Raw genomic sequence first — 24,293 nt, 5'->3', positions numbered from 1 at the left:
TTCAATGACCGATACCATCGTTGCACTGGCCACCGCTCAGGGACTTTCTGCGATTGCAGTTATTCGCCTTTCCGGTGAAGATGCTATAACCCTCACACAAAAAGTTTTCTCCGGAAAAAACCTGGACACACAACCTTCTCACACTATTCACTTCGGCACATTGCGCGATGGTACTAAAATCATTGATGAAGTACTGGTCTCCATCTTCAAAGCACCTAACTCCTTTACAAAAGAGAACAGTGTAGAAATATCGTGTCATGGTTCACCTGTAATTATAAAAGAGATCATTAAAGTATTATTGAAGAATGGAGCACGGTTAGCGGAGCCTGGAGAATTTACCAAACGTGCATTTCTGCACGGGCGCTTTGACCTTGCGCAAGCAGAAGCTGTTGCTGACCTCATCAATGCAGAAACAGATAACGCGCGACAGGCGGCTCTTAACCAGATGCGCGGTGGCTTTTCAAAAGAGATCAACAACCTGCGTGAAGAGCTGATACACTTTGCTTCACTCATCGAACTGGAGCTTGACTTTGGAGAAGAAGATGTAGAGTTCGCAAAGCGCGATGATCTGCAAAAACTCATCAGACGTATACAGGCCTATTTACTTCCGCTGATACAGTCCTTTGATGAAGGTAATGTTATTAAAAATGGCGTGCCTACCGTTATAGCCGGTAAACCCAATGCTGGTAAATCTACATTGCTTAATACATTGCTCAACGAAGAGAAAGCCATTGTATCGGATATACCCGGAACTACCCGCGATGTAATAGAGGATGAAATGGTATTAGGTGGTATAAATTTTCGTTTCATTGACACAGCAGGGCTACGCGAAACGCAGGATGTAATCGAAGCAATTGGTGTGGAGCGTACACGCGATCGCATGAAGAAAGCATCGCTGATTATATACCTGTTCGACCTCACACAAACAACATTATCCGAAATCACAAGTGAAGAAGAGCATCTGACCTCATTAGGTATACCCTATATTAAAGTGGGCAACAAGGTAGATAAAGCTGAACCTATACTCGTGGAAGAATTAAGAAAGCATGACTTCATTTTCATCAGCGCATCCCAACAGACAAATATAGCAGCTCTTAAAGATAAGATACTCGCATCCTTCCAGGTAAAGACGGTGAAGGCGGGCGATGTACTCGTTACCAACCTGCGCCACTATCAGAATCTGCTGCAAACCAATGAAGCCCTCGACCGCGTTCTCGAAAGTATGTACAACGGAGTGACTGGCGATTTTTTAGCGATGGACATTCGTCAGGCCCTCCACTACCTTGGCGAAATAACCGGTACCATCACTACCGATGATTTGCTCGATAATATATTCTCGAAGTTTTGCATCGGGAAGTAGTTTATAATCAAGTAAACTAATTACACGTTTAATGTCTGCCCTATTTCGTGCTTAGTTAATTCTCTAAATGCAAAAAGGCAATCTTTCGATTGCCTTTATATTCTTGAATTGAATCTCTATAAACTATGCTCTACGCTTCTGAAAAGCTTTTGGTAATCCATGCTTTTCGAGAAACTGCTTAGAGTCGTTGGCTTTCTTCACAAAGAAAGGCTCGTTACCGTAATCTTTTACGGTGGATTTTATCACTGCTTTGGAACCTGCCTTTTGAATATGTTTATTTTCGCTAACCATTTTTCGACCTCTTTTCTACACTTCAAATTTAAGCATTATTTTCGCCTTGCCATAAAGGCTTCGTAATTCGTGCCTATTTGGAAGGGCTCCCAGCCTATACCCTTTTTAAACGCATAAATCTCCAAAATTGGTTCAATTTGGGCCAAATTCGCAGAAATCCCCATCTGGTAAAGCCTGGTTCGAGCTGGTGTGCTGCCTTCAGCATACACTAGCATATCGGGATATGCAGCCGTAAATTCAAGCACGGTAGTAGCCACAGTGGCCAACACTTTTTGTGTGTCCTGATTATTCGAAGTCGACACATCATCGATCCGACCTTCTGCCTCATTCCAGTCTCCGAAACCTAAATTAAAATAGGTCGTGCCTTCAACGTTGCGCGGTGAATAACGCACGACCTTTTTTATCCGACCCTTGGGGCCGTCACTCTCGAATTCAAAATCGAGAAAGGAATCGTTTGTCTGAAACTCGTATTTAGATTGATTCACTTCTGAAAACATATTAACTAGTAAACCAAGGTAAGCACGCCTCAGTAATTTACGACACCAGCAATTTCACGTTCTTCGAATAGAACTGATAATGCCGAATCTTATTTAGATATTGTTGTGGTTGATTACGTATACAATGTATACGTATACATTGTATTAGAATTCGTTACCATTTGTTACTGGAATCCCTAAACACACCGACTATCAACGAAGGGAACATTTTGCATCGATAGCTTATAATCACATATACACAGGAACAGTCATTCTCAAAGAAGACATCAAATCATTCCAAACAACGTAGCATATCCGAGTTGAAGAATAAGACGTTGCTCCGCCATATTGAGGCTATACTCGTAGCCGCCACATGTTATGCTTCAAGACGGATTTTGTTAATCAAAAAGGCCAGTCAAATTGTGTTTGTAAGACGACAATGTTTTCTGGAATTAGTGTTAAGCCTTCCTTTTTCAGTGTTAATGTACCCTAGTCAGGCCATATAACTTTGTGTTGTTAATAATTCAAATCAATAACACATTAAATTTTGAAATCATGAAAAAAGTAGTCTTGATTACCGGAGCAAGTTCTGGTATGGGAAAATCTACCGCCAACATTCTTCACGCGAAGGGGTATTCTGTTTATGGAGCTGCCAGAAGAATTGAAGAAATGGATGACCTTAAGGAAAAGGGAATGAATGTCGTTTCATTAGATTTGACCAATGATGAATCCATTCAATATGCCGTCAACTCGATCTTAGAAAAAGAAGGCAGAATAGATATTTTGATCAATAATGCCGGTTACGGATCTTATGGTTCGGTGGAAGATGTTTCGCTCCACGAGGCGAGGCGACAATTTGAGGTGAACCTGTTTGGCATGGCAAGGCTGACGCAATTGGTGCTGCCCAGTATGCGTAGGCAACACTATGGAAGGATCGTAAATATTTCTTCGATGGGAGGCAAAATCTATACACCATTCGGCGCATGGTATCATGCGACTAAACACGCAGTCGAAGGATGGAGTGACTGCCTGCGGTTAGAAGTAAAAGAATTTGGAATTGATGTAGTCGTGGTGGAACCCGGAGGCATTAAGACACCATGGGGAAACATTGCGGCAGAAAATCTCGAAAAAACTTCGGGCAATGGGGCGTATTCAGCGTTTGCGCGTAAGGCCGCGAAGACCATAAAAGAGACGTACAACGGAAATCAATTAACGGATGTGGACGTACTAGGGAAAACCATTGCCAAGGCCGCAACGGATCGAAAACCAAAGACAAGGTACGTAAAAGGCTATATGGCTAAACCGACTATCGCAATACGAAAATGGTTTGGGGACCGCATTTTTGACAAAGTGATCCTGAGTCAGTTAAAATAAATGTCAACGAATGAATTCAGAAATTCAGAACATCCCATCAATAAGCAAATTGCATGAGATATTCAATTTTGAAAAACCAACGCACCCTTTGATTAGCATCATTGATGTTTCGAAGTGGGAGATTCCTGCGAAATATGTGGGCGTGAAATATACCACGGGGCTCTATTCAATTGCGCTCAAGGATAAAAGCTGCGGATTGCAATACGGCAGAAATACCTATGATTTCAATGAAGGTGTTTTGATTTTTACAGCACCGGGCCAGGTTTCGTCTGTGATGAAACCACAGGCGCTAAATGAGATTCAGGGATGGATGCTGTTCTTCCATCCTGATTTGATCCGCAATATGCCGTTGGGAAGTACCATCGAAGACTACAATTTTTTTTCCTACGATGTACATGAAGCCCTGCATCTGTCGGATACAGAACAGAAAACAATTACTGATTGCGTCGGTCTGATTCAACAGGAAATTTCAGCGCGAATAGACAATCACAGCCAGACTGTTATTTCCTCTTCGCTGGAACTTCTGCTAAACTTAGCCCGACGATATTATGAGCGACAGTTTAACACCCGATCAGCCCGGAATTCAGATGTGGTCAGTCAATTTCATACTTACCTCGGCGATTATTACAAAAGTGGGAGCTTCGGGGAACTTGGACCGCCCGGAATAGAATACTTTGCTGATCGCGTCCATCTCTCGGGAAATTATCTGAGCGATCTTCTGAAAAAGGAAACAGGCTATAGCGCAAAAGACCACATTAATAATTTCATCATCGACAAGGCCAAAACATTATTGCTAGCCGAGTCTAACTCAGTGAGTGAAATTGCTTATAAACTGGGCTTCAACTATCCGCATTATTTCAGTCGCCTCTTCAAATCAAAAACAGGTATGACTCCCCAAGAGTATCGGGACGCAAATTGACCATAGTCTCGCTCTTTTGCCTTTGGGACCAGTAACAGAACACCAAAAATTTCTTTAGGGATATTCAGAGATGCTTAGTTGTATTTTGGTGATATCTGTTACTATTTTGTTATTTGAATCCCTAAACACGCTCACTATCAACGAAGGGTACATTTTGTATCGAAGGACTGCGTCTTGCGCATATGCTTTTATACTTAAATTCCATTTGATTATATTAATTAAAAAAATAGAAAATGAGCTTCAGACAAATAACCATTTCATTCGCGTTCATTATCGCTTACTATACCGGCTTTGCACAAGCCGATTCAGCGGTATCAAAAGAGGATGCAGAATCTTTTCCTAATCCTCCAACTGGATTTAACATTCAACGTCAAGATGTGGCTCATGGAAAGTTGACTGCTGTTCGATACGAATCAAAAACACTCGGCAAAAGCCGAAAAATGAATATTTATACTCCTCCCGGATATTCGGCTAAAACGAAATATCCGGTGTTGTATTTATTGCATGGTCTTAATGAAGACTATCGCCAGTGGACTGAATGGTGCCAGGCGGATAACATTGTAGATAACCTGATAGCTGATGGTAAAATCCAACCTATGATCATCGTGTTACCTAACTGCGATGCTAAGCTAACCTTGACAGATACTTTAAAAGAAAACCGTTCGGGAAGGGCTGATGGTTTTGCCGGCTACGGAAAGTCATTTGAGGAAGATTTATTGAATGATATTATTCCTTATATCGATTCACATTATTCTACTCTTTCTGATCCTGAACATCGTGCCATTGCCGGGTTATCAATGGGGGGAGGGCAATCATTAAATATAGGGTTGTATCACCTGGACACATTCGCCTATATCGGTGGATTTTCTTCCGCTCCCAATACGAATAAGGTCGGGGGTATCTATACAAATGTTGAGTTAGTTCCTGATGTTGATGCGGCCAATAAAAAACTGAAACTTTTATGGATCGCATGCGGGAATAAGGATGGGCTCCTTTGGGTTAGTCAACGAGTTCACCAATACTTAAAAGAAAAAAAAGTGCCTCATGTTTGGCATCTCGATTCGAATGCTCATGACAATACCGAGTGGGACAACAACCTGTATTTATTTGTCCAACATCTCTATAAAAAATAAAAAGATCCCGCAACAAAGGCATAGTCAAAACCGAAACAAAGAATCTTCCAGTGAACTGGGATAAGAAAGGGTACTTTGATGATGTTCAGCAATGGGGAACAAAGTGGTTGCAAGACTTATCCTCCCTCGCTGTAATCGTCCCGTCAGGGACGTCTCCGGATCATAATATTCTCGTTAACCCAGGACATCCTGACTTTAGTCACGTAAAAATCGTTGACAGCAGGCCAATTACTTTGGATGACAGGTTAATATAGATCGATAGACGTGCCCTTATCTTTGCTAACCCTGACTGAACACGATATACCCGCACTTTCCTGTTCATGTTGGTTAACCTCTATCTCGTTTATAAAATATTTACGATCCGCTGCTCAGCTGACAAATTCTGAAGCCATCGATGCGCATCGGGCAATCTTTTTTTGAATCGCATCTTTTTTTTTAACATGAATATTACGTAAACAACAAGGGGGAGCATACAGGAAGAGATGAAACGGAATGCATAGCTATCAAGAGGATTAGTATCCTCTCAAATAGAAATACAGGCATTTGCAACCTGTTCGGATCATTTGCTTTTCATTATTGATTCTGTAAAATCAAACTTAAAATTACATGGTGCTATAACAAGCTGCTGTATGCCGTGTGTGTAAATTTTATACTTTTAAACTGAATAAATGATCTAAAAATTGTACACGATTTATCATTTGATGCAATCGTTCACCTCTGTCCGGTAATACCAACATCCAAACGCATGCGGAAAATTAGTCCCAAGAAGAACCTGGTAAAAGTGTTGTTCGCGGCATTAATTGCCTTACAAAGATTCTTTGCTTTCCAGAATGGCAGCGTCAGCTGCTCACGAGATATGACATCATCAAGTTAATTAAAATTATTGCTGCTCTATCGTGAATGAGTAACTTAACCTGATAGCATTGACAAACAAGATGCGCCTATATATCTCCTTTATTTTGGTTTTCCTCGGTTGCTGTAAATCAACCATTGGTCAGCAGCTCTTTATACAGCGTTATCCAACCGAACTACACAAAGGGGCATTTCAAAACTGGGATATCCAGCAAGATCGCCAGGGTATTCTCTATATCGCCAATTCGTATGGAGTCTTAATATTTGATGGCACGCACTGGGAGAGGCTGACGTTACCCGGTGAAGGATATTGCTGGTCACTTGCCAGCGATCAAAATGGAAGAATATACGTAGGCGCCGAGAAGGAATTCGGATATATCGAAAAGCAACCGGATGGCAATTTCCAATATATTTCACTGGCAGCATTACTGGATGAAAAGGAACGACTTCGCATTGCTGCCGTTGGGACTATAGCGGTGTTCGACAGATCTGTCTTTTTCGGGGACACCCAACATTGTTATATATACCGTGACGGAAAGATTACTGTTCTAGATGCGCCTGATAAATGGTTTCTCCCGCTAGACCATTCATTGTATGTACTGGATGGTAAAACGTACACAACCTATCTTTTCAAGAATGATGCATTCATAAAACAAAGCGTACAAATAGACGGCGATGATATCCGATTAATCCAAAGCCACAAAGAAAAATATTTGTTGATTTTAGATCGATACAATAGATTGTTATCGTTCGACCCTGCATCACCCAACCAGAAAATAAAAATTGTTTCTGAAGGGATTAATGCAACGTTGAAAGATCTTTTTATAAGACGGATACTTCAGTTGACGGATGGAAGGTTTGCATTCCTCACGGATCGCGAGATAATCATTACGGACCCGGATGGAAAAATTCAAAACCGGGTAACGAGCGCAATGCTGAATGAAAGTAATTTATGGAATACAGTATTCTTTGAAGACGCCCGTCATAATTTATGGTTTGCAACCGACGAGTTCATCGGGATGATTGCCACCAGCTCTCCCATCGCGTACTATGACAAGACTAACGGTTTTAAGGGAGTTGTATTTTCCCTGGCAATACAAGGTGAAGAGCGATATATAGGTACAGATATAGGTCTGTATCACCAAAAGCAAAATGACCAGTTCGAAATGGTTCCAGGCACGAACGGTACCGTTTGGAATATCTATCGTTTCAAAGATCGCTCATACATCGCTCATTTGGAGGGAGTTTTTGAAGTGATCAATCAGAGAGCAACCAAATTGGTATCCGGTATGGAGGTCCTGTCGTTGTGTATCCTTGAACGGAATCCGGAATGTATCGTGATGGGTACTTTTGATAAGGGTCTATGGCTGCTGAAAAAAAGTAAGGGCTCCTGGAGAAAGCACAAGATAAAAGGCTTTGAAGAAGAAACACGATATATACAGGAAGATAACAGGGGTAATTTGTGGATTTCGCACGAAACAAAAGGAATCTGGAAATTACGGTTAAATGAAAAAATGGACTCAGTCGTTGAAAAAAAGACTTACACCGTTTCTTCCGGACTCCCTTCCAATGCAAACCGTATTTTCAAATTGAGTGATCAGAAGATCATTGCAGGAACCGACCAAGGTATATATTGCTACAACGAAGCTAAAGATCGTTTTGAGGCTGACGAAAGATTTACCGAAGCACTACATGAAACTGTAATTTACGGATTGGCGGAATCACCGGCGGGGCAAATATACTTCCGTGGAGCAAGTGCCGTATCTGAAATAGACGTTGCAGGAGTATTGACAAGAAAATCAGACGGCAGGTACGAAGCATTTTTCACACCGTTTAATAAAATTACCTGGGTTGGTTCGGGTATACCCTTGGCGGCTGGTCAAAATGAAGGCTGGTTTGGCAACAATAGCAAAGTAATAGTATATAATCCAAACCAGCGAACATTTTATGAGGAGCCACTCCAGCCTGTTATTAATAAGGTAATGACTGCTGACTCGACTATTTATGCAGATCGCATCACCCAGGAGACAGCGGTTATACCGTACTCTCATAATAATATTTCATTCGATTATAACGTGATTTACTTCGAAGACGCTGAAAAAAATGAATTTCAATATAAACTGTCAGGCCTTAATGAAGAGTGGTCTTCCTGGAGCAGTACGAGAGAAGCAAACTTTACAAATTTACGAGAGGGCAATTATACCTTTGAAGTGCGGGCACGGAGTGTTTATCACAATGAAAGCGACATTGCAACTTTCTCTTTTCAAATCACACCGCCTATATATAGAACCGTATGGGCCTATATGGTATATACAATGCTATTTATTGCTGCTGTATATGGTTTTAGCATTTTGCGAATGATAAGCGTAAACAGGCAAAAAGGAGTTCTGGAGCGCGAAATTCATAAAAAGACCAAAGAACTGATAGCTATGAACGAAGAAATTCTCTTACAAAGTGAGACCCTGGAACAGCAAGCCGAAATACTGAAGGCATCAAATTATACAAAAGATAAATTATTTTCGATTATCTCCCACGATCTGCGCGGGCCGATACGCCAGTTCTGCGAAATCTTTAATTTGATTGATCGAGGCTATATATCAGTAGAAGAATTTCAGCAAAAACTTATGCCTGACTTGAAAGAGCGGGCCAACTATGTTGCTACGCTAACGGACAATTTACTGCACTGGGCTAAAGGACAAATGGGTGGTATTCAAGTGAACAAGTCTGCATTTGATATCCGGGATATAATTCATGAAAATATTAACCTGCTCAATCCGCAGGCTATTAAAAAAGCAATCACACTTAAAGCAGAAATAGCTGAGGGGTATCAGTGCGTATATGCTGATCAGGATATGATTAAACTCATCGTCCGCAACCTGATTAGTAATGCCATTAAGTTCACTCCTGAGTTGGGGACTATTGAAGTCAGTACCAGAATAGAATCTGATAATGTATGGGTATCTGTGCACGACAACGGAACAGGTATTCCTGAAGATGATATCGACAAGATTCTTCGAAAAGAATACTTTACTAAATATGGTACATCCGGAGAGAAAGGGTCTGGACTTGGGTTGATGCTTTGTCGCGAGTTTGTTGAAAAAAATAATGGAATCTTCGATATCAAAAGCAAACAAGGCATCGGAAGTACATTTTCATTCAGTTTAGGCATTTATAAAAACTAACTTTTTAAAAGCCCGATTTTAGAAAATATAAATTGTGCCTGATAGCCATGATTAAAACCTGAGGATACTCAAATTCCATACCGTTGCTACGAGCAATCTGAGGCAACCATCATGGAAGGTCTTAATATGGTAAGGACTGTTCTGTATTACACAGCATTAAAATACAGGATAAGCACCACAACGAGGCAAGTTCGCAATATCTGGAATCAATGTGCAGGTGATAGAGAACGAACTTACCTCTTGAGAACAGGTAGTACCACTTTGATGGAAGTCAGTAAAAATACAGATGTCGCTGTTAGTGTTCATCCCATGTGTTGATAAGATCATTTGCTATAGCTTTGAGGTTAAAATTGATCAGAAGTTTGGCATCTAATTTTTTAAATATTTAACCGATGCGATACCTCTCTACGGTGTGCATATTTTTTTTAACGTGTTTTATTACGCATGCGCAGCAGCTATTTAAGCAGAATTATCCCATTGAGGTTTACCAGGGTGCCAGTCAAAACTGGGCTATTCTTCAGGATAAACATGGCGTTATTTACGTTGCCAATTCAGAGGGACTTCTCCGATATGATGGCACTCGCTGGGATCTTATTTCCCTGCCAGACAGGGAAGCTATCTACTATGCTGACATTGATTCTGAAGGAAACATATACACATCATCAACGTTCGAGATTGGCGTTTTTAAGATTGGATCAGGCGGTAAATATGAATATCATTCATTAACCCATAAGATTCCCGGCTCTTTCAGGCTGGATGAACGCACCGGTGTAAGAGTCTTTAACAACGAAGTATTTTTCTGCAACGAAAATCATCTATACATATATACCAACGGTGAATTTAAAGTTCATCACCCTGGAGGTGAAGGTTTTATTGTAAGCCGAAATAACATATACCTGAAGAAGGGAGGCGGCTTATACAATTATAAAAAAGAGGGATTTGCTTCCCAATCCTATTTTACAAAAGCGAAAGACAAACACTACAGGTGGTTTTCCAATAATTATAGCGACAACCTGTTGGCGCTCGATGACAGAAATCAGGTTTGGTTAGCCGATGAGAAGCGCCCAGATGATGAATGGAGAGTGCTTTCTGAAAAGCTCAATAAAAACCTGCAGAATCTCAAAATACAGAATATAACCACTACCGGCAATGGTAATATTGTGGTTCATATAGGAAGAGCTATACTTTTCTTTAATGGCAAGGGTGAATTGGTATATCGCATCGACAATGAAAATCTTCTGGAAGGAGATGCATTTGTTATGGAAGACCAGCAGCACAATCTATGGTTTAATGCCGATTCAAATATTCTTCAGGTTATTGCCAGCTCTCCTGTCTCCTATTACGATGGTAATAACGGGCTGAAAGGATTTATCATGTCGTTTGGCAGTACAACCCAATACCAATATATAGGAACAACAAAGGGCATTTTCTATGAAAAAGACAGAGGCACATTCACCATGCTTCGCGGAGTAGAAGGCGGTATCTGGAATCTATACAATTTTCACAATACAGTTTATGCATGTCACGATTCCAGTGTGCTGGAATTATATCACGACAAAGCTAAAATAATCATTAAGCATCCGTGGGTAATGTCGCTATGTTCGCTAAAAAATCGGACTGACCGTATGATTATGGGCACTTACAATACTGGAATATGGTTATTGCAGCATAAAGATGGTAAATGGTCCAAGAAGAAAATCAAAGGATTTGAAGAGGAAACCCGCAATATACTAGAAGATGAAGAAGGCAATATCTGGATCAGCCATCTCAACAAAGGCATCTGGAAACTGAAACTGAATGAGGAGATGGACTCCGTAACTTCAAATACATTCTATGATAAAACCAGTGGCCTTCCATCGAACATTTATAATAAAATACATCGCCTGCAGGGAAAAATTGTTGTATCAACGAGCAACGGCATATATAGCTATAGCAAGACGCGCAATTCTTTTGAACAGGAATCTGTATATAACAAAGCGCTGGGTAGCAGTTTTTGCATTTACACGCTTACAGAAAGTCCGGAAGGTGATATATATTTCTGGGGCGCCCATGCGAAAGGCAAAGAGACAGCCGGGGTTTTGCAAAAGCAATCCAATGGAGAAATGAAGCTGCTGCTAACTCCTTTTAATAAAATTGCTACGTCATTCCGAAATTTAAGAGTAAGCGTTGACGCTCCTATACTGTTTACAAATTCCGGTGAAGTCTGGATTGGAAGTGACCAAAAAGTCTATAGTTACAATCCGGATCAAAAAACATTTTATATTGATCCTATACATGTATCTGTACAAAAAGTGTGGGCCAGTGATTCTTTGATTTATGAGCATTCTACTAACACAACAAGTCCGGCCCTGCGTTTTGCTTTCAATAATCTCAAGTTTGAATTTCTTTGTTCTTCACTGGAGAATACTGAAATGAATCAGTATCAATACAAAATTGAGGGGTTTGAAAGCAAATGGTCCGAATGGACTACCGGAAGAGAGGCACATTATACTAATTTACCGGCAGGAGATTATATTTTTTACGTACGTGCAAAAAATATTTACGATGTTATCAGTGAACCGGCTTCATTTCCGTTCCGTATTAATCCACCGTGGTATAACACCCGCCTTGCTTACCTTGTATATATAGGCTCCATTTTTATTCTAGGTTATTTACTTGTTGAGTACAGCGTAAGAAGAGAGAAAAAACAAAAAATGATTCTGGAAGGGATTGTTAATGAAAAAACAAAAGAATTGATTTATGTCAACAACCTACTATTAAGCAAAAACGATCAACTCCAGAATGCCAACACAATAATTGAAGGTCAAAACAAAGAAATAAAAAACCGGAACGAAACGCTTGAAGACGAAGTTCACAAAAGAACAAAGGAACTTGTTGAATATAACCAGCAATTGGAACAATTTGCGTTCGTTACGGCCCACAACTTACGTGGACCGGTTGCCAGGATGCTGGGACTGGGTACTGTTTTGCGGATGACAGGTGATAACCCTGAAGAAAAGAAATCTATAACTGACAAGCTGTTAACCACCGCTGAAGAAATTGATTCTGTAGTTAAAGATCTCAACAAGATTTTAGAGGTAAAGAATACGCCTAACCAGTTGGAAGAATTTAATCTGCAGTCGGAAATCAGTGAAGTAATTTCACTTTTTAAAAGAGAAATTACCAATACAAATGCAATAATATCATGTCATGTATCAGACGTGGAGGTCATAACTACTTCGCATGCATATCTGAAAAATATACTATATCAGCTGCTTAGCAACTGCTTAAAATTCCGGCATCCTGATCGAATACCGGATATCCGCATAACTGCCACCGATACTGAAGATTATATATGCCTTGCAGTAACCGACAATGGACTAGGCATGCATTTGCAAAAAATTGGAGGGAAACTTTTCACTCTTTACGGAAGATTTCATTTACACATTGAAGGTAAAGGAATTGGTATGTATCTGGCAAAGACCCAGATTTTATCGCTGGGTGGAAAAATTGAAGTTGACAGCGAAGTGAATGTAGGGACGACCGTCAAAGTATTTTTCAGGAAATAATATAGATCTTACTTATTAGGTAACGCGTCAATATTAGCAGGGATAGTGAAATAATCAGCACTTCATCTTACAGCGTAACTCAATTATTGCCGTAGTAACCTCACGCTCGCAAATGTTGATAGGGCAAACTTCATTTCGGCAGGCATAGTAATTGTTTTTTTATCATCGGTGATTTAGTTAAATTTCAACGGTAGTTAGAGAAACCATTTACTCATTGCACAGTCTTTATGAAATCAGTTCTTTTAGGGTTAATTTTTGTGCTTAGTCAGCTATGCTTGTATTCACAATCCCCTTACAATACCAATATATATAAAGCTTTACCGTTTTCTAACATCGCAGTAAAACTTGATTCGTCATGGGTAAAACATCGGGAGGATTTAAACACAGAATATTTGAAATCGCTTGATCCTGACAGGCTACTCCATAACTTCAAAATAAATGCAGGGCTTCCATCAAATGCTCAACCATTAGAGGGTTGGGAAGCTCCTTACATTGGGCTTAGAGGCCATTTCGTTGGCCATTACCTATCTGCTCTTTCGAATGTTGTGCAAAAACAAAATGACAAGCTGCTTCATAATCGCTTAAACTATATTGTTGATGAACTTTATAAATGTCAACAGGCATTGGGGCATGGATATCTAAGCGCTTTTCCGGAGCATGATTTCGATACGCTCGAGACTAAATTTGGCGGAGTATGGGCACCTTACTACACTTACCATAAACTCATGCAAGGCTTACTGGATGTCTTTGTACGGACGAACAACAAAAAGGCCTATGACATGGTGCTTGGTATGGCATCATATGCCAGCAATCGGATGGCCAAACTTGATGCAGAGACTATCGAAAAAATGCTTTATACTACGGAAGCTAATCCGGCAAATGAAGCTGGCGCTATGAATGAAGTCTTATACAAACTATATAAGATATCAAAGGATCCTCAACACCTGGCACTTGCACACATATTTGACCGAGAATGGTTTTTCAATCCCCTATCCAACAATGTTGACATTTTATCCGGACTTCATTCAAACACCCATTTGGTACTTGTGAATGGCTTTGCGGAAAGATATTCTATAACTAAAGAAATTTCTTATCGTGATGCTGTCGTAAATTTTTGGTCTATGCTTATTAATAATCATGCATATGCTAATGGCTCAAGTAGTGGCCCGCGACCAAACGTAACAACACCAACGTCATTAACCTCAGAACACTGGGGTGTACCCGGCCATCTAAGCAGCACGATGACCAAAGAGATTGCAGAATCATGCGTATCGCACAATACACAAAAGTTAAGCGCAACACTTTTCACCTGGACGGTTGATCCAAAATTTGCAAATGCATACATGAATACATTTTACAATTCTGTATTAGCATTACAAAGCGCCCATACAGGTGCTTGTGTATATCACCTGCCATTAGGCTCACCACGACAAAAATCATTCTTGAAAAATAATGATTTTCGGTGTTGCAATGGATCCAGTATAGAGGCTTTTTCGTTGCTTAATTCCGGAATATACTATCATAGCGATTCGGCATTATGGGTAAATCTGTATGTTCCCTCCCATGTCTCCTGGGCAGAGAAAGGTTTTACACTTCAACAAAAAGGAAGTTTCCCCCAGGACTCTGTCGTTAATTTTACAGTGGAAACGAAAAGAAAGTTCTCACTTGCCATTAAGTTCCTTACACCATCGTGGGCTAATAACGTTGATGTATATATCAACAACATAAAACAAAATATTAACACTGCTCCGAACTCGTACATCAGTCTGAATCGAGAATGGAAGAATAAAGATAAAATACGTCTGGTTTTTCATTATAACTTTTATATTAAATCCATGCCGGACGACAACAATGTAATCGCTATATTTTACGGCCCTACTCTTTTGGCATTTGATTATCGCTCAGAACTTATACTAAAAGACGATCAGGCAGACATTTTGCGTAACCTTTCGGTGGCCGCTGATCACAAGACCTTCAATCTGAAGAACGGAGGAAAAGTGTATTCACTCAAGCCGCTGTATGAAATTGAAGGCGAGATATATGGAGTCTACGCGACTGTCAGAAATTATTAATTGAGTTCTGATTACAGGGCTATAATATAGCCAACCGGCAACAGCTACTTTACGATCGAATGTTTTTTTGCTGTAACAAAGCACCATAACTCCATGGTCGATCTTTTGCATAGACGTCAATTCCAGTTCGCTTTTCATTCCGCTAAAAAAATTACCGCTTCGAGTTCCCATAATGTGCGGCTGCACCACAAACTTGAACTCATCTACAAGACTGCCTACAGCAGCGTTTTTACGAGCATAGTTCTATTTCGGCTACTCTAAAAAAAACGGGAATGCTTCGTTGGAAGCATTCCCTGGTGAAATGTGTTAAAGACTCGGAATTTGAAACGTTAATTCTTAATCACTTTTATTGTTTGTGTTCTCTTAACACCATTCACTTTCAGAATGTAAATACCCCGTGTTAAAAGCGAACCCATAGTTTGCTGGTCTGCAACGTGACCATCACCAATGATTTCCATTTGTTTGCCAGCAAGATCGTACAGCACGATGCTTCTAACTTTGGAAGGTTCTTTCACAGTAACATTGATTGCAGATGTAAACGGATTCGGGAACACCTGTAAGACATAAACTTCACTCTCGTCAGTTTCAGATTGTGCTTCCACGCGTCCACTTGTTGTCGTTACAGTCCATTGCTGGTTATTGCTCGTGCTACTTGCCCATTGACCGAGGTCCGCGCCATTCGTTGTGTTGCCAAGGCCATCAAGATATAATCCGGTTGCGCGGTTCTTGAACTTGACATAACTTCCTGCTGTTTCTTGTTGCCATTGCAAATTGTTGCTGGTAGAACTGGTCCATTGGCCCGCATACGAACCATTCGTACTGACACCTCTTCCATCGATGTATAATCCAGTAGCGCGGTTCTTGATATAAACATAAGACCCACTGGTTTCAAGTGTCCACTGCTGGTTCGTGCTTCCACTGCTGGCGTACTGTCCGCAATGGTCTCCGGCGGAAGTTCTTCCCATTCCATCTATTAATAATCCTGTGGCTCTGTTCGTAATCGTTACATAAGTTGTGCCTCCACTTACTGTGATGGTAAACACCTGCGTGCTTTGACAACCTGATGCATTAGTATAGGTCGCCGTTGCTGTGCCTGACGATGTAGGCGTTATTGTTACTTCGCGATTAGTACCAGAAGCTAGTCCACTCCAACTCCATGATCCGCCTGTAGTAGGCTGAGGGCCCAGGACTACGGTTGCTCCTGAAGACACAGTGGCGCTGCTGGTTTGAGTCCACGTGCCGCCATTAACCTGGATATAGGGAGTAATAGTTGTAGGCGTACAGCTGCTGCCACCGGATTCGAAAGCAATCAGACCACGTCCCACGGTACCCATATACGCCCGGCCATATACGTTCATATCGCCTATTACAAAGTTACCGTTCCCCACGCCACCGTACTCATGGGCATCGTCGTTTATTCGTGTCCAGGAAGCGCCCTGGTCCGTAGAACGGAAAAGACCTTTCACTCCACTAACCGTTCCCCAAATATAGACAGCGGGATAAGTAGCGCCCGTGGCAGCTTTACCAAATCCAACTGCTTTGCAATACGTAACATTGGGAACCGTTGTCCATGAGGATCCATTATTGGTCGTATAGGTTAATCCGTTCGCCAACGCTATCCATACATGTCCCTCATTACCGGGAACAGCTCTTGCCCGAAGTGACCCACCGGCACCAGGATTAGAGGAAGAAGCGCTAAAACTTACTCCTTTATTGGTACTTACCAGTAGTTGTCCACTACTAGAATTATAAATATAGAATTTGTTGGCATTGACGTAATCTGCTATCGGACAAGCGTCCTGCACATTCGTAACTCCGGTGCTTGTCCAGGATGCTCCATTATTGGTTGAATAATACGTGGTACTTGAGCCGCTGGGACAATGAAGCGTTGTATTTCCATCTGCCGACAATGCGATTTTCCCATAGGTACCATTAACAGTAGCCTGTGTTGGGAAGGTTGCTCCCTGGTCGGTAGAGTAATTTATTTTATTATCTGTAACCATTGCCACTTTACTCGTGTTGTTCGCGGCATAGGCTACGCCACTGATCGCATTCGGAGAAGGGTTGATTAACTGAGTCGGATAGGCATAAATATCAGAATACACCGCTCCGTGTTGGTCGCCCACGCCTTCTATAAAAGGACCACCGGGAATGCTTATAGCATCAAGGGGTACCGTTTCTTCCAGTCCTTTTACATCAAATTTCCAGGAAGTAGTGGAAGCATTGATATCATCGCAGGTAAAAAGTCCATTCCCCGACATAACCCTTACTTTTGCCGTATTTTTCGGATCAAAGTCAATGCAATCTGCCCAATGTATCCCATAGGGAGCGATCCAGCCAATGCCATTGGTGTTCAGGGTACTTGAAGATGTCAACTTCGAAGTCCAGGTACTTCCTCCATCAGTAGACAAGAAAATAAAATCTCCCCATGTGTCGCCAAACTCGTTGTTATTCCAGACGTTAACCGTGGAAACGATGACCCTGTTTTTATTTGTCGGATCAACACTCACGCCTCCATAAGGAAAATTATTGCCATTGGGCGTAATGTTGGTCCAGGTTCCCGTAGCCGTAGCAAGTTTATAAACTCTTCCGCTGGTGCCGTTCGATGGTCCCTCAGAATCCGCCATGGATACATATAAAGTAGAATTATCGGACGATAAAACAGCCCTGTGAGGCATAAATGAATTATCCGGCTGAATAGCCGTAAACGTGGCACCGCCATCGGTACTTTTGTATATGTTACCGGCCCCTGTGCGGGAAACTCCTATATAGATCGTTTTGGTGACTCCTCCCACTGCACTGGAAGGATCAAACACTACAAAGTTGATTCCGTTTCCATTGCTGGTAGTTGTTACTCCATTCCACGCCAGTGTCCAACTGGCTCCTCCATTGGTACTTTTAAACAAGCCATTTGCTTGTGTTCCGCAAAAAAGGATGTTGCTGTTATTAGGATCCACCGCCAGACGTTCGCCATTACCCCTTCCCAAAGAATTTCCGTGCGTCTTAAATTGTGACGTTGTCTCCACTATAGAAAATGTATTTCCCTTGTCTGTGGATTTTAAAATGGCTGTTTTTCCACCATTAAAGTAATCAGTCCCGCAAAATAGATATAGATTATTTGCATTCTGAGGATCCAGCGCCAGCGCTTCCACTCCCTGGTAGGTAGTTTCATCCTCAGAATTCCAATCGAGCAAAGGAATCCATTTAGAATTTGTGGCATCCCAGCGGTAAGCACCTCCAACATCGGTGCGGCAGTAAACATCGCCTGATGTTGGATGGTGTACGATCCCGGTTATAAAACCACCTCCCCCAAAGGCTACATTCCCAATTGTTTGCGCACTTAGTTTAGTTTGTGAAAAGCAAAAAAGAATCAGCCACAAAGCCACCATAAATCGTGGCCGGCTAAGGTGGCGCCATTTTGATTGTGACAGCCTTCGAGGCTCATCAATTCGTCGAAATTTGTCCATAGGTGCATTTAATGTTTAAGGTGAATAATTGTTTTTTGATTTCTTCTTTGCCTGCCGCCATTTCAGGCGCAACGGATTGCAAAGGCATTCGTAATCGATTGCAGAATAAAAATATAGAGATCAAAAAATCAATACGTCCTGATTAATAGTATCAGGAGTCCACAAAGGCTACAGACCTGATGATATGGACGTGGAATTACACATTCAGGACATTTTATACCCTGTTCAGGAATTTACAGCAGGTGCAAAATGGAGAACAGAGGCGTTCAGAGTTAAAGGTTGTGACGTTATACGTTACCTGCTATGGTTGTTTCGTCACTTTTTGTACCTCGATGTGTTTGTCAGGATGTATGAAAAAGAGAAAAGCAGAAATACCAGTTGCGCCGCTGGCGACACAATTGGTTTTCTGCTTCTAAATATTCTCGTGTAGGCCACAGAAGCGGCAACTGATCTCAAATGAAATGATTGGTACTGTTACAACTCCAATATGATTCTCTCACCTGAGTAATCAACTTTCTTTAAAACCGGATTGCCCTGTCCGTCAATTACAATGATCTGGAATGAGCGGTTTACCAACATTCCGTCAAATTTTCCTTCACGTTTATCGATCACGAGTTTTCTGTTCTTGTCATCCCATGTGAAGTTGATCAGGGAGTATGCACCCTGCTCGTAGTTGTAATTATCGTTTTCATCTTCATAGAGTGTGAATGAACCATCTTGCCCTGTATAGACACGAATATCAAGAGTAGTCCAATCCTTCTCCGTAGCGTATTGCACTTTCGGACCAAACGGTATAATGGAACCACTCTTTACATAGACCGGAATAATATCAAGAGGAACATTCTTCTCAACGCTATCACCGCCGTTATGCTTTTCATTTGTCCAGAAATCGAACCAGCTCGTTCCTGATGGCAAATAAACTTTTTCCGAGCCTGTCCGGGAGAAGTCTTCTACCTTTACTGTATCAGTTTTTTGTATTACTTCCTTAAAATACATGGGAGTGGTAACGGGGGCAATCATCAACGATTTTCCAAACATAAACTGGTCATTGATGTTATGCGTCTTGCGATCTGATGCAAAGTCCATTACCAATGCTCGCATCATGCTGGAATGTTCATGGGTAACTTGCCATGCGGTAGAGTAGCTATAAGGAAGCAGGCTATAGCGAAGATTGATAAATTTTTCAATGGCATCGTATACCTTATCGCCCTTCTTTCCAAACTGGTATATTTCACGTGGTGCGTCTGCGCCATGAGAACGCATCATTGGACAAAACGTACCGAACTCAAGCCATCGCGTATATAGCTCACGATATTCGGCGTCATCGAGTTTTTTGTCAAACTCCCACAGGAAAAAACCGCCTAAGTCGCAGTTCCAGTAAGGAATACCGCACAGCGAAAAATTAAGACCTGCAGGTATCTGGTTTGCCAGTGCTTTCCAGGAAGCCACTATATCGCCAGACCAGGTGTTGGAACCGAAGCGTTGTTGTCCTGCGAAGGCAGAGCGCGTGAGTATAAATACTCGCTTATCGGCAGTAACTTTTCGCTGGTGCTCGTACACCCCTCCCACCGTCATGAGCGGATAGGCATTGCGTACTTTTCTGAACGATCCGAGGTGTGTTTTAAGATCGAGATCTTCCGGTTTGAATTCCATGTGATCGGGCTCTGTCGAATCCATCCACCAGCCATCCATTCCCATAGAGAACAATCCGGTATTGAGATACTTCCAATAGATGTCACGTGCTTCCGGATTGTAAGGGTCATACGGCCGCACACCGGAAGGAAAATTCATGTCGGGTGGCCACACATCTTTTGCAGATAGCGGCCAGGTAAGGAAATCGAGCAACATACCCTTCGCCTTCAGCTCTTCGTATTGCCGGGTCTTTGGCCCGAATGAAGACCAGATGGATATAATGATGTGTGCATTCTGACGATGTATTTCATCCACCATCTGTTGTGGCTTTGGAAATTCTTCGTTCAAAAACTCCATCGCGTTCCAGTGATAGTTATCTCCCCAGTATTGCCAATCCTGTATGATGCCATCAAGCGGCACCTGTAATGCACGGTATTTTTTTACCACGTCTACAATTTCTTTCTGGCTTTTATAGCGTTCTCTGCTTTGCCAGAATCCGTAGGTCCACAGTGGAAACATGGGAGCACTACCTGTTAACTCACGCATGCGGGCAATAACGCCATCGGCATTTTCTCCATACATCAAATAATAATCAATGCAATTACCTACTTCAGAATAGAACTGCGTACCGGTTGAATCATCCGAAAAAGTTGTGGGAGAATAGTTATCCCAAAAGAGTCCATATCCTTTCGCAGATTGAAAAAAGGGAATATAGTCCCAGGTGTTAGCCTGAATCATTTTAACGTTTTGATTTCGTTGAGACATCTTACCGTTCTGCAATATTCCCAATCCGTAAATGGCTTCGTCTCGTTCCAACGTAAAAGTCTGACTTACCGAGTAGGTTGAACTTCCCGCATCGTTGAACGGTTTAAAAGCAGATGTGCCGGCCTTCTCCTGTAACAGCGTGCTGCCATCCGGCTTACTGTACGATATACTTCCTGTTTTGATATCAACCAGTACTTTAATAGCATCACTTGCCACGGATACAGTATGTCCATCTTCCGCTATCTTAAAATCTACAGTTTCAGGTTTCTTTATAACCGACAGGCTTGTTTTATGGATTGCTGAGTCGAGTGGATATTTCAGCACGCGAACAATTTTCGGAGTAATAAATTGTATCTCTACAACGGTAGAATCAATGCGGGTTTTTACCCCCAATTCTGTTTGTTCATAATTTTTAGATGTGCATCCAATGACAAATAATGATAGCAGCATCGCGGTGACATGGTAAATCTGTTTCATGCTATAAAATATAAAGCAGGCTTTGAAGTAAAATACCAAAGTAGCATACTTTTTCACAAACCTTTCCCTTGCAAGGGATGAACACTTGCTCTTTAGGCGCACTCTCTACTGTGGCGCTATCCGGTCTAACGCAAAAAAGTTATTTCTTAACTGCCCTTCTGATCGTTGTAATGCCCCGGTGATCCACCAATTCAATCAGATAGATTCCGGCGGGCAGATCCTTCAAAGATACAATTGCACTATCACCCTGAATACCAACAGTACTGATCGGTTTACCTTGCGCATCAAGAATCGTTACGCGGCGCAATGTGCTTGCATTGGGAATTATGATTGTTGACGTTGTAGGATTGGGATACATCTGGAATCCCTGTGTCTTTTCATTGAGGACACCGGTTACTGGTTCTGTATTTGCAGGTTCCCAGTAAACTACACCTCTTCCGGCACCTGTACCTACATATACTCTTCCGTCAACATTCATATCTCCAATCAGAAATGATACACCTGCAAATTCATGTGCATCATCATTCAGCCGGAGCCATGTAGCACCCTTGTCCGTTGATCTGAAAAGACCTGTGACGCCTGACACCGTACCCCAGATGAAAACAGTCGGGTAGCCGGAGCCTGACATTGCCTTTCCGATTCCAATCGCTTTGCAGTAGGTTACATTGGAAACAGTTGTATAATTCTCTCCATGATCAGTAGAATATTTTAATCCGTTGTCGCCAAGAGGCACCCAAACGTGTCCTTCCAAACCCGGCACGGTGCGTATCAAAGTTGCCACCCAGGGATGAAACAACGTTGTTACGCCTGGTGTACCTGCTGCTGAGAAACTTATTCCTTTGTCGGAGCTTCTTAGCATTTGTCCGGTGTTGGGATGATAGATATAAAAATAATTCGGATTCACCGGGTCGGCTACCGGAATGGCGTCTCCCAGCGATACACCTGAACAGCCCGACCAGCTTCCTCCGTTGTTAGTGGTATAGTAGGTTGTTGTCGAGCTTCTGGGACAGTACAGTATCGTGCCTCCGTCTGCACTGATGGAAACTCTTCCATCTGTTCCCTTATTGGTGGCTACACCTGTCCATGATGCGCCTTTATCATTCGAATAGTAAATAACACTTCCGCCATTAGAAGCCCTTACTACCCGGCTTGTGTTACTCCCGGCGTAGGCAATGCTTTGGTTATTTCCATCTGAAGGAGAAAGTCTTTTTTTCGGGTAAGAAGTGAGCGGCTCATGTACGAAACCTGTTACATCTCCAAAGGAAGAAATAAGCGGCCCTCCGGGAATGCTTATGCCGTCCAGGAATGCTGTCTCTTCAATTCCGATCACATCATATTTCCAGGAAGGATTTGCAGCAGTTATATCCGAACAGGTATATATTCCGCCGCCTCCTATTACTCTTACTTTGTTGGGACTGGACTGATCAAACTCAATACAGTCCATCCAGTTAACCGCACCACCGTCCGTCCAGGCCATGCCGTTATTGTCATAGGTAGCGTTCTTTCCGTTTTTAAGTGTCCAGGTAGATCCGCCATCGGTACTGAGAAAAATAAAGTCTCCCCAGCCAGTACCGAATTGGTTGTTCCAGTACATACCGCAGGTAGAGACTACTATGCGGTTGGCATTTGCAGGGTCTATACTTATACCTCCATAAGGATAATCGCGCCCTTGCGCCGGTGTAACATTTGCACCCGGGGTTATGTTTGTCCATGTTCCTGTAGCGGTGTTAAGCTTGTATAGTTTTCCATATCCATCCGTGGATGATGGCCCCTCATTATCTGAATATGTAACATACATAGTAGTTCCCTGCAGAGCTACCCGGTGCGGCATAAAATCGGTAGTGGCAGTAATGTCGGTAAAGGTCGCACCACCGTCTGTGCTTTTGTAAATATTGCTGCTACCGGTGCGGGAAACACCTATGTAAATAGTTTGGCTGGCTCCGCTTACCACATTTCCCGAAGGATCAAAGAGCACAAAGCATATCCCGTTGCCATTGGGAGTGGTTGTCACGTCACTCCATGCCTGGTTCCAGGTAACACCGGCATCGGTACTCTTCCACAATCCGTTGGCCCGGGTGCCGCAGAATAGTATGTTGCTGTTTTTAGGATCTACGACAAGGCGTTCTCCGTTGCCGCGTCCGCTTCCATTTCCGTGGGCTTTAAATTTGGCAGTAACATCCGTATAGGTAAATGTATTTCCTTTGTCGGTGGATTTCAATATCGCTGTTCTCCCGTTGTTGATATAGGAAGTACCACAAAGCATGTACACATTATTGGCATTCTGGGGATCGAGCGCTAAAGCTTCCACGCCAATAAATCCATTTTCAGATTCGTTGAGCCAGTCGAGCAACTGAATCCATTTCTTGTTCGCTGCATCCCAGCGGTAGGCTCCGCCTACATCCGTGCGGCAATACCGGTCGCCAGAGGTTGGATGGGTAATGATACCTGTCACAAATCCGCCACCACCAATGGGTGCATTTTTCGAAACGTAAGTTTCCGTCTGGGATCTTCCTTCCCGTACAGAAATTAAAAAAAGTAAAGTCGCTACAAGGATCTTGAAGGTAGTCGTAAAAATTGTGCGCATATTCTGATTCAAATGGGTTTTCAACATCATCCGTGTATCCACGGAAAGGCCAGCAAAATATAACGAATACGTTTGTTTAATGTGTATTGAACGTCCAGAATGGGTGATGGAGAAGTCCTTTAAACAAATTCCAAAACGAAGATTTCCCATCAATTGCCGTT

Annotated in this window: 12 protein-coding genes; 8 read left to right on the top strand and 4 right to left on the bottom strand. The window is 42.1% G+C overall.

Annotated elements, in window-relative coordinates; genetic code table 11:
• Positions 1-4: 4 nt before the first annotated feature.
• Positions 5-1,360 carry a tRNA uridine-5-carboxymethylaminomethyl(34) synthesis GTPase MnmE gene (gene mnmE, locus V7Q33_RS08475; protein ID WP_333819560.1) on the top strand — a complete coding sequence of 452 codons (1,356 nt, stop codon included), beginning with the start codon at positions 5-7 and terminating at the stop codon, positions 1,358-1,360.
• A gap of 326 nt (positions 1,361-1,686) precedes the next feature.
• Here the strand turns inward: mnmE and V7Q33_RS08470 are convergent, their stop codons facing one another.
• Positions 1,687-2,148 carry a DUF6934 family protein gene (locus tag V7Q33_RS08470; RefSeq protein ID WP_331980335.1) on the bottom strand — a complete coding sequence of 154 codons (462 nt, stop codon included), beginning with the start codon at positions 2,146-2,148 and terminating at the stop codon, positions 1,687-1,689.
• Between the two features lie 534 nt (positions 2,149-2,682).
• On the opposite strand from V7Q33_RS08470, the gene V7Q33_RS08465 reads away from it, so the two are divergent.
• The 7 genes from V7Q33_RS08465 (at position 2,683) to V7Q33_RS08440 (ending at position 15,207) form a co-directional block, all read left to right on the top strand.
• A complete protein-coding gene (locus V7Q33_RS08465; protein WP_333819558.1) occupies positions 2,683-3,501 on the top strand; it encodes an oxidoreductase in 819 nt (272 codons plus the stop codon).
• A gap of 10 nt (positions 3,502-3,511) precedes the next feature.
• Positions 3,512-4,420: a helix-turn-helix domain-containing protein gene (locus tag V7Q33_RS08460; protein WP_333819557.1), complete on the top strand. Its 909-nt coding sequence runs from the start codon at positions 3,512-3,514 to the stop codon at positions 4,418-4,420.
• A 233-nt stretch (positions 4,421-4,653) separates the two neighbouring features.
• Positions 4,654-5,553: an alpha/beta hydrolase gene (locus tag V7Q33_RS08455; protein WP_333819556.1), complete on the top strand. Its 900-nt coding sequence runs from the start codon at positions 4,654-4,656 to the stop codon at positions 5,551-5,553.
• Between the two features lie 50 nt (positions 5,554-5,603).
• Positions 5,604-5,807 (top strand): RES family NAD+ phosphorylase, encoded by a 204-nt coding sequence (locus tag V7Q33_RS23400; protein ID WP_442945924.1) that lies wholly within the window; start codon positions 5,604-5,606, stop codon positions 5,805-5,807.
• Positions 5,808-6,476: 669 nt separating this feature from the next.
• Positions 6,477-9,587, top strand: coding sequence for a sensor histidine kinase (locus tag V7Q33_RS08450; protein ID WP_333819555.1), 3,111 nt, complete (start codon positions 6,477-6,479; stop codon positions 9,585-9,587).
• Between the two features lie 392 nt (positions 9,588-9,979).
• Positions 9,980-13,135: an ATP-binding protein gene (locus V7Q33_RS08445; protein ID WP_333819554.1), complete on the top strand. Its 3,156-nt coding sequence runs from the start codon at positions 9,980-9,982 to the stop codon at positions 13,133-13,135.
• A gap of 227 nt (positions 13,136-13,362) precedes the next feature.
• Complete coding sequence (locus V7Q33_RS08440; protein ID WP_333819553.1) at positions 13,363-15,207, top strand: beta-L-arabinofuranosidase domain-containing protein; 1,845 nt, start codon at positions 13,363-13,365, stop codon at positions 15,205-15,207.
• Between the two features lie 329 nt (positions 15,208-15,536).
• Here V7Q33_RS08440 and V7Q33_RS08435 read toward each other — a convergent pair whose 3' ends face one another.
• The 3 genes from V7Q33_RS08435 to V7Q33_RS08425 all read right to left on the bottom strand — a co-directional run bounded on the left by V7Q33_RS08435 (position 15,537) and on the right by V7Q33_RS08425 (position 24,132).
• On the bottom strand, positions 15,537-18,674 hold the full coding sequence (locus tag V7Q33_RS08435) for an RICIN domain-containing protein (protein WP_333819552.1): 3,138 nt from the start codon (positions 18,672-18,674) through the stop codon (positions 15,537-15,539).
• A 474-nt stretch (positions 18,675-19,148) separates the two neighbouring features.
• Positions 19,149-21,548, bottom strand: a complete 2,400-nt coding sequence (locus V7Q33_RS08430) for a glycoside hydrolase family 31 protein (RefSeq protein ID WP_333819550.1) — start codon at positions 21,546-21,548, stop codon at positions 19,149-19,151.
• 139 nt (positions 21,549-21,687) lie between these two features.
• Positions 21,688-24,132: a T9SS type A sorting domain-containing protein gene (locus V7Q33_RS08425; protein ID WP_333819549.1), complete on the bottom strand. Its 2,445-nt coding sequence runs from the start codon at positions 24,130-24,132 to the stop codon at positions 21,688-21,690.
• Positions 24,133-24,293 lie beyond the last annotated feature (161 nt).

This window comes from Ohtaekwangia sp., assembly GCF_036786105.1.
Taxonomy (GTDB): Bacteria; Bacteroidota; Bacteroidia; order Cytophagales; family Cyclobacteriaceae; genus Ohtaekwangia.
The sequence above is the reverse complement of the archived record's forward strand: the minus strand, read 5'-3'. Positions and strand labels throughout refer to the sequence as shown.

What these genes read in the sequence shown, in the direction of transcription:
- V7Q33_RS08465 (WP_333819558.1), top strand. Translation starts at nt 2,683, where the DNA reads ATGAAAAAAGTAGTCTTGATTACCGGAGCAAGTTCTGGTATGGGAAAA.
- V7Q33_RS08435 (WP_333819552.1), bottom strand. Translation starts at nt 18,674, where the DNA reads ATGGACAAATTTCGACGAATTGATGAGCCTCGAAGGCTGTCACAATCA.
- V7Q33_RS08455 (WP_333819556.1), top strand. Translation starts at nt 4,654, where the DNA reads ATGAGCTTCAGACAAATAACCATTTCATTCGCGTTCATTATCGCTTAC.
- V7Q33_RS08425 (WP_333819549.1), bottom strand. Translation starts at nt 24,132, where the DNA reads ATGCGCACAATTTTTACGACTACCTTCAAGATCCTTGTAGCGACTTTA.
- V7Q33_RS08440 (WP_333819553.1), top strand. Translation starts at nt 13,363, where the DNA reads ATGAAATCAGTTCTTTTAGGGTTAATTTTTGTGCTTAGTCAGCTATGC.
- mnmE (WP_333819560.1), top strand. Translation starts at nt 5, where the DNA reads ATGACCGATACCATCGTTGCACTGGCCACCGCTCAGGGACTTTCTGCG.
- V7Q33_RS08460 (WP_333819557.1), top strand. Translation starts at nt 3,512, where the DNA reads ATGAATTCAGAAATTCAGAACATCCCATCAATAAGCAAATTGCATGAG.
- V7Q33_RS08470 (WP_331980335.1), bottom strand. Translation starts at nt 2,148, where the DNA reads ATGTTTTCAGAAGTGAATCAATCTAAATACGAGTTTCAGACAAACGAT.
- V7Q33_RS08445 (WP_333819554.1), top strand. Translation starts at nt 9,980, where the DNA reads ATGCGATACCTCTCTACGGTGTGCATATTTTTTTTAACGTGTTTTATT.
- V7Q33_RS08430 (WP_333819550.1), bottom strand. Translation starts at nt 21,548, where the DNA reads ATGAAACAGATTTACCATGTCACCGCGATGCTGCTATCATTATTTGTC.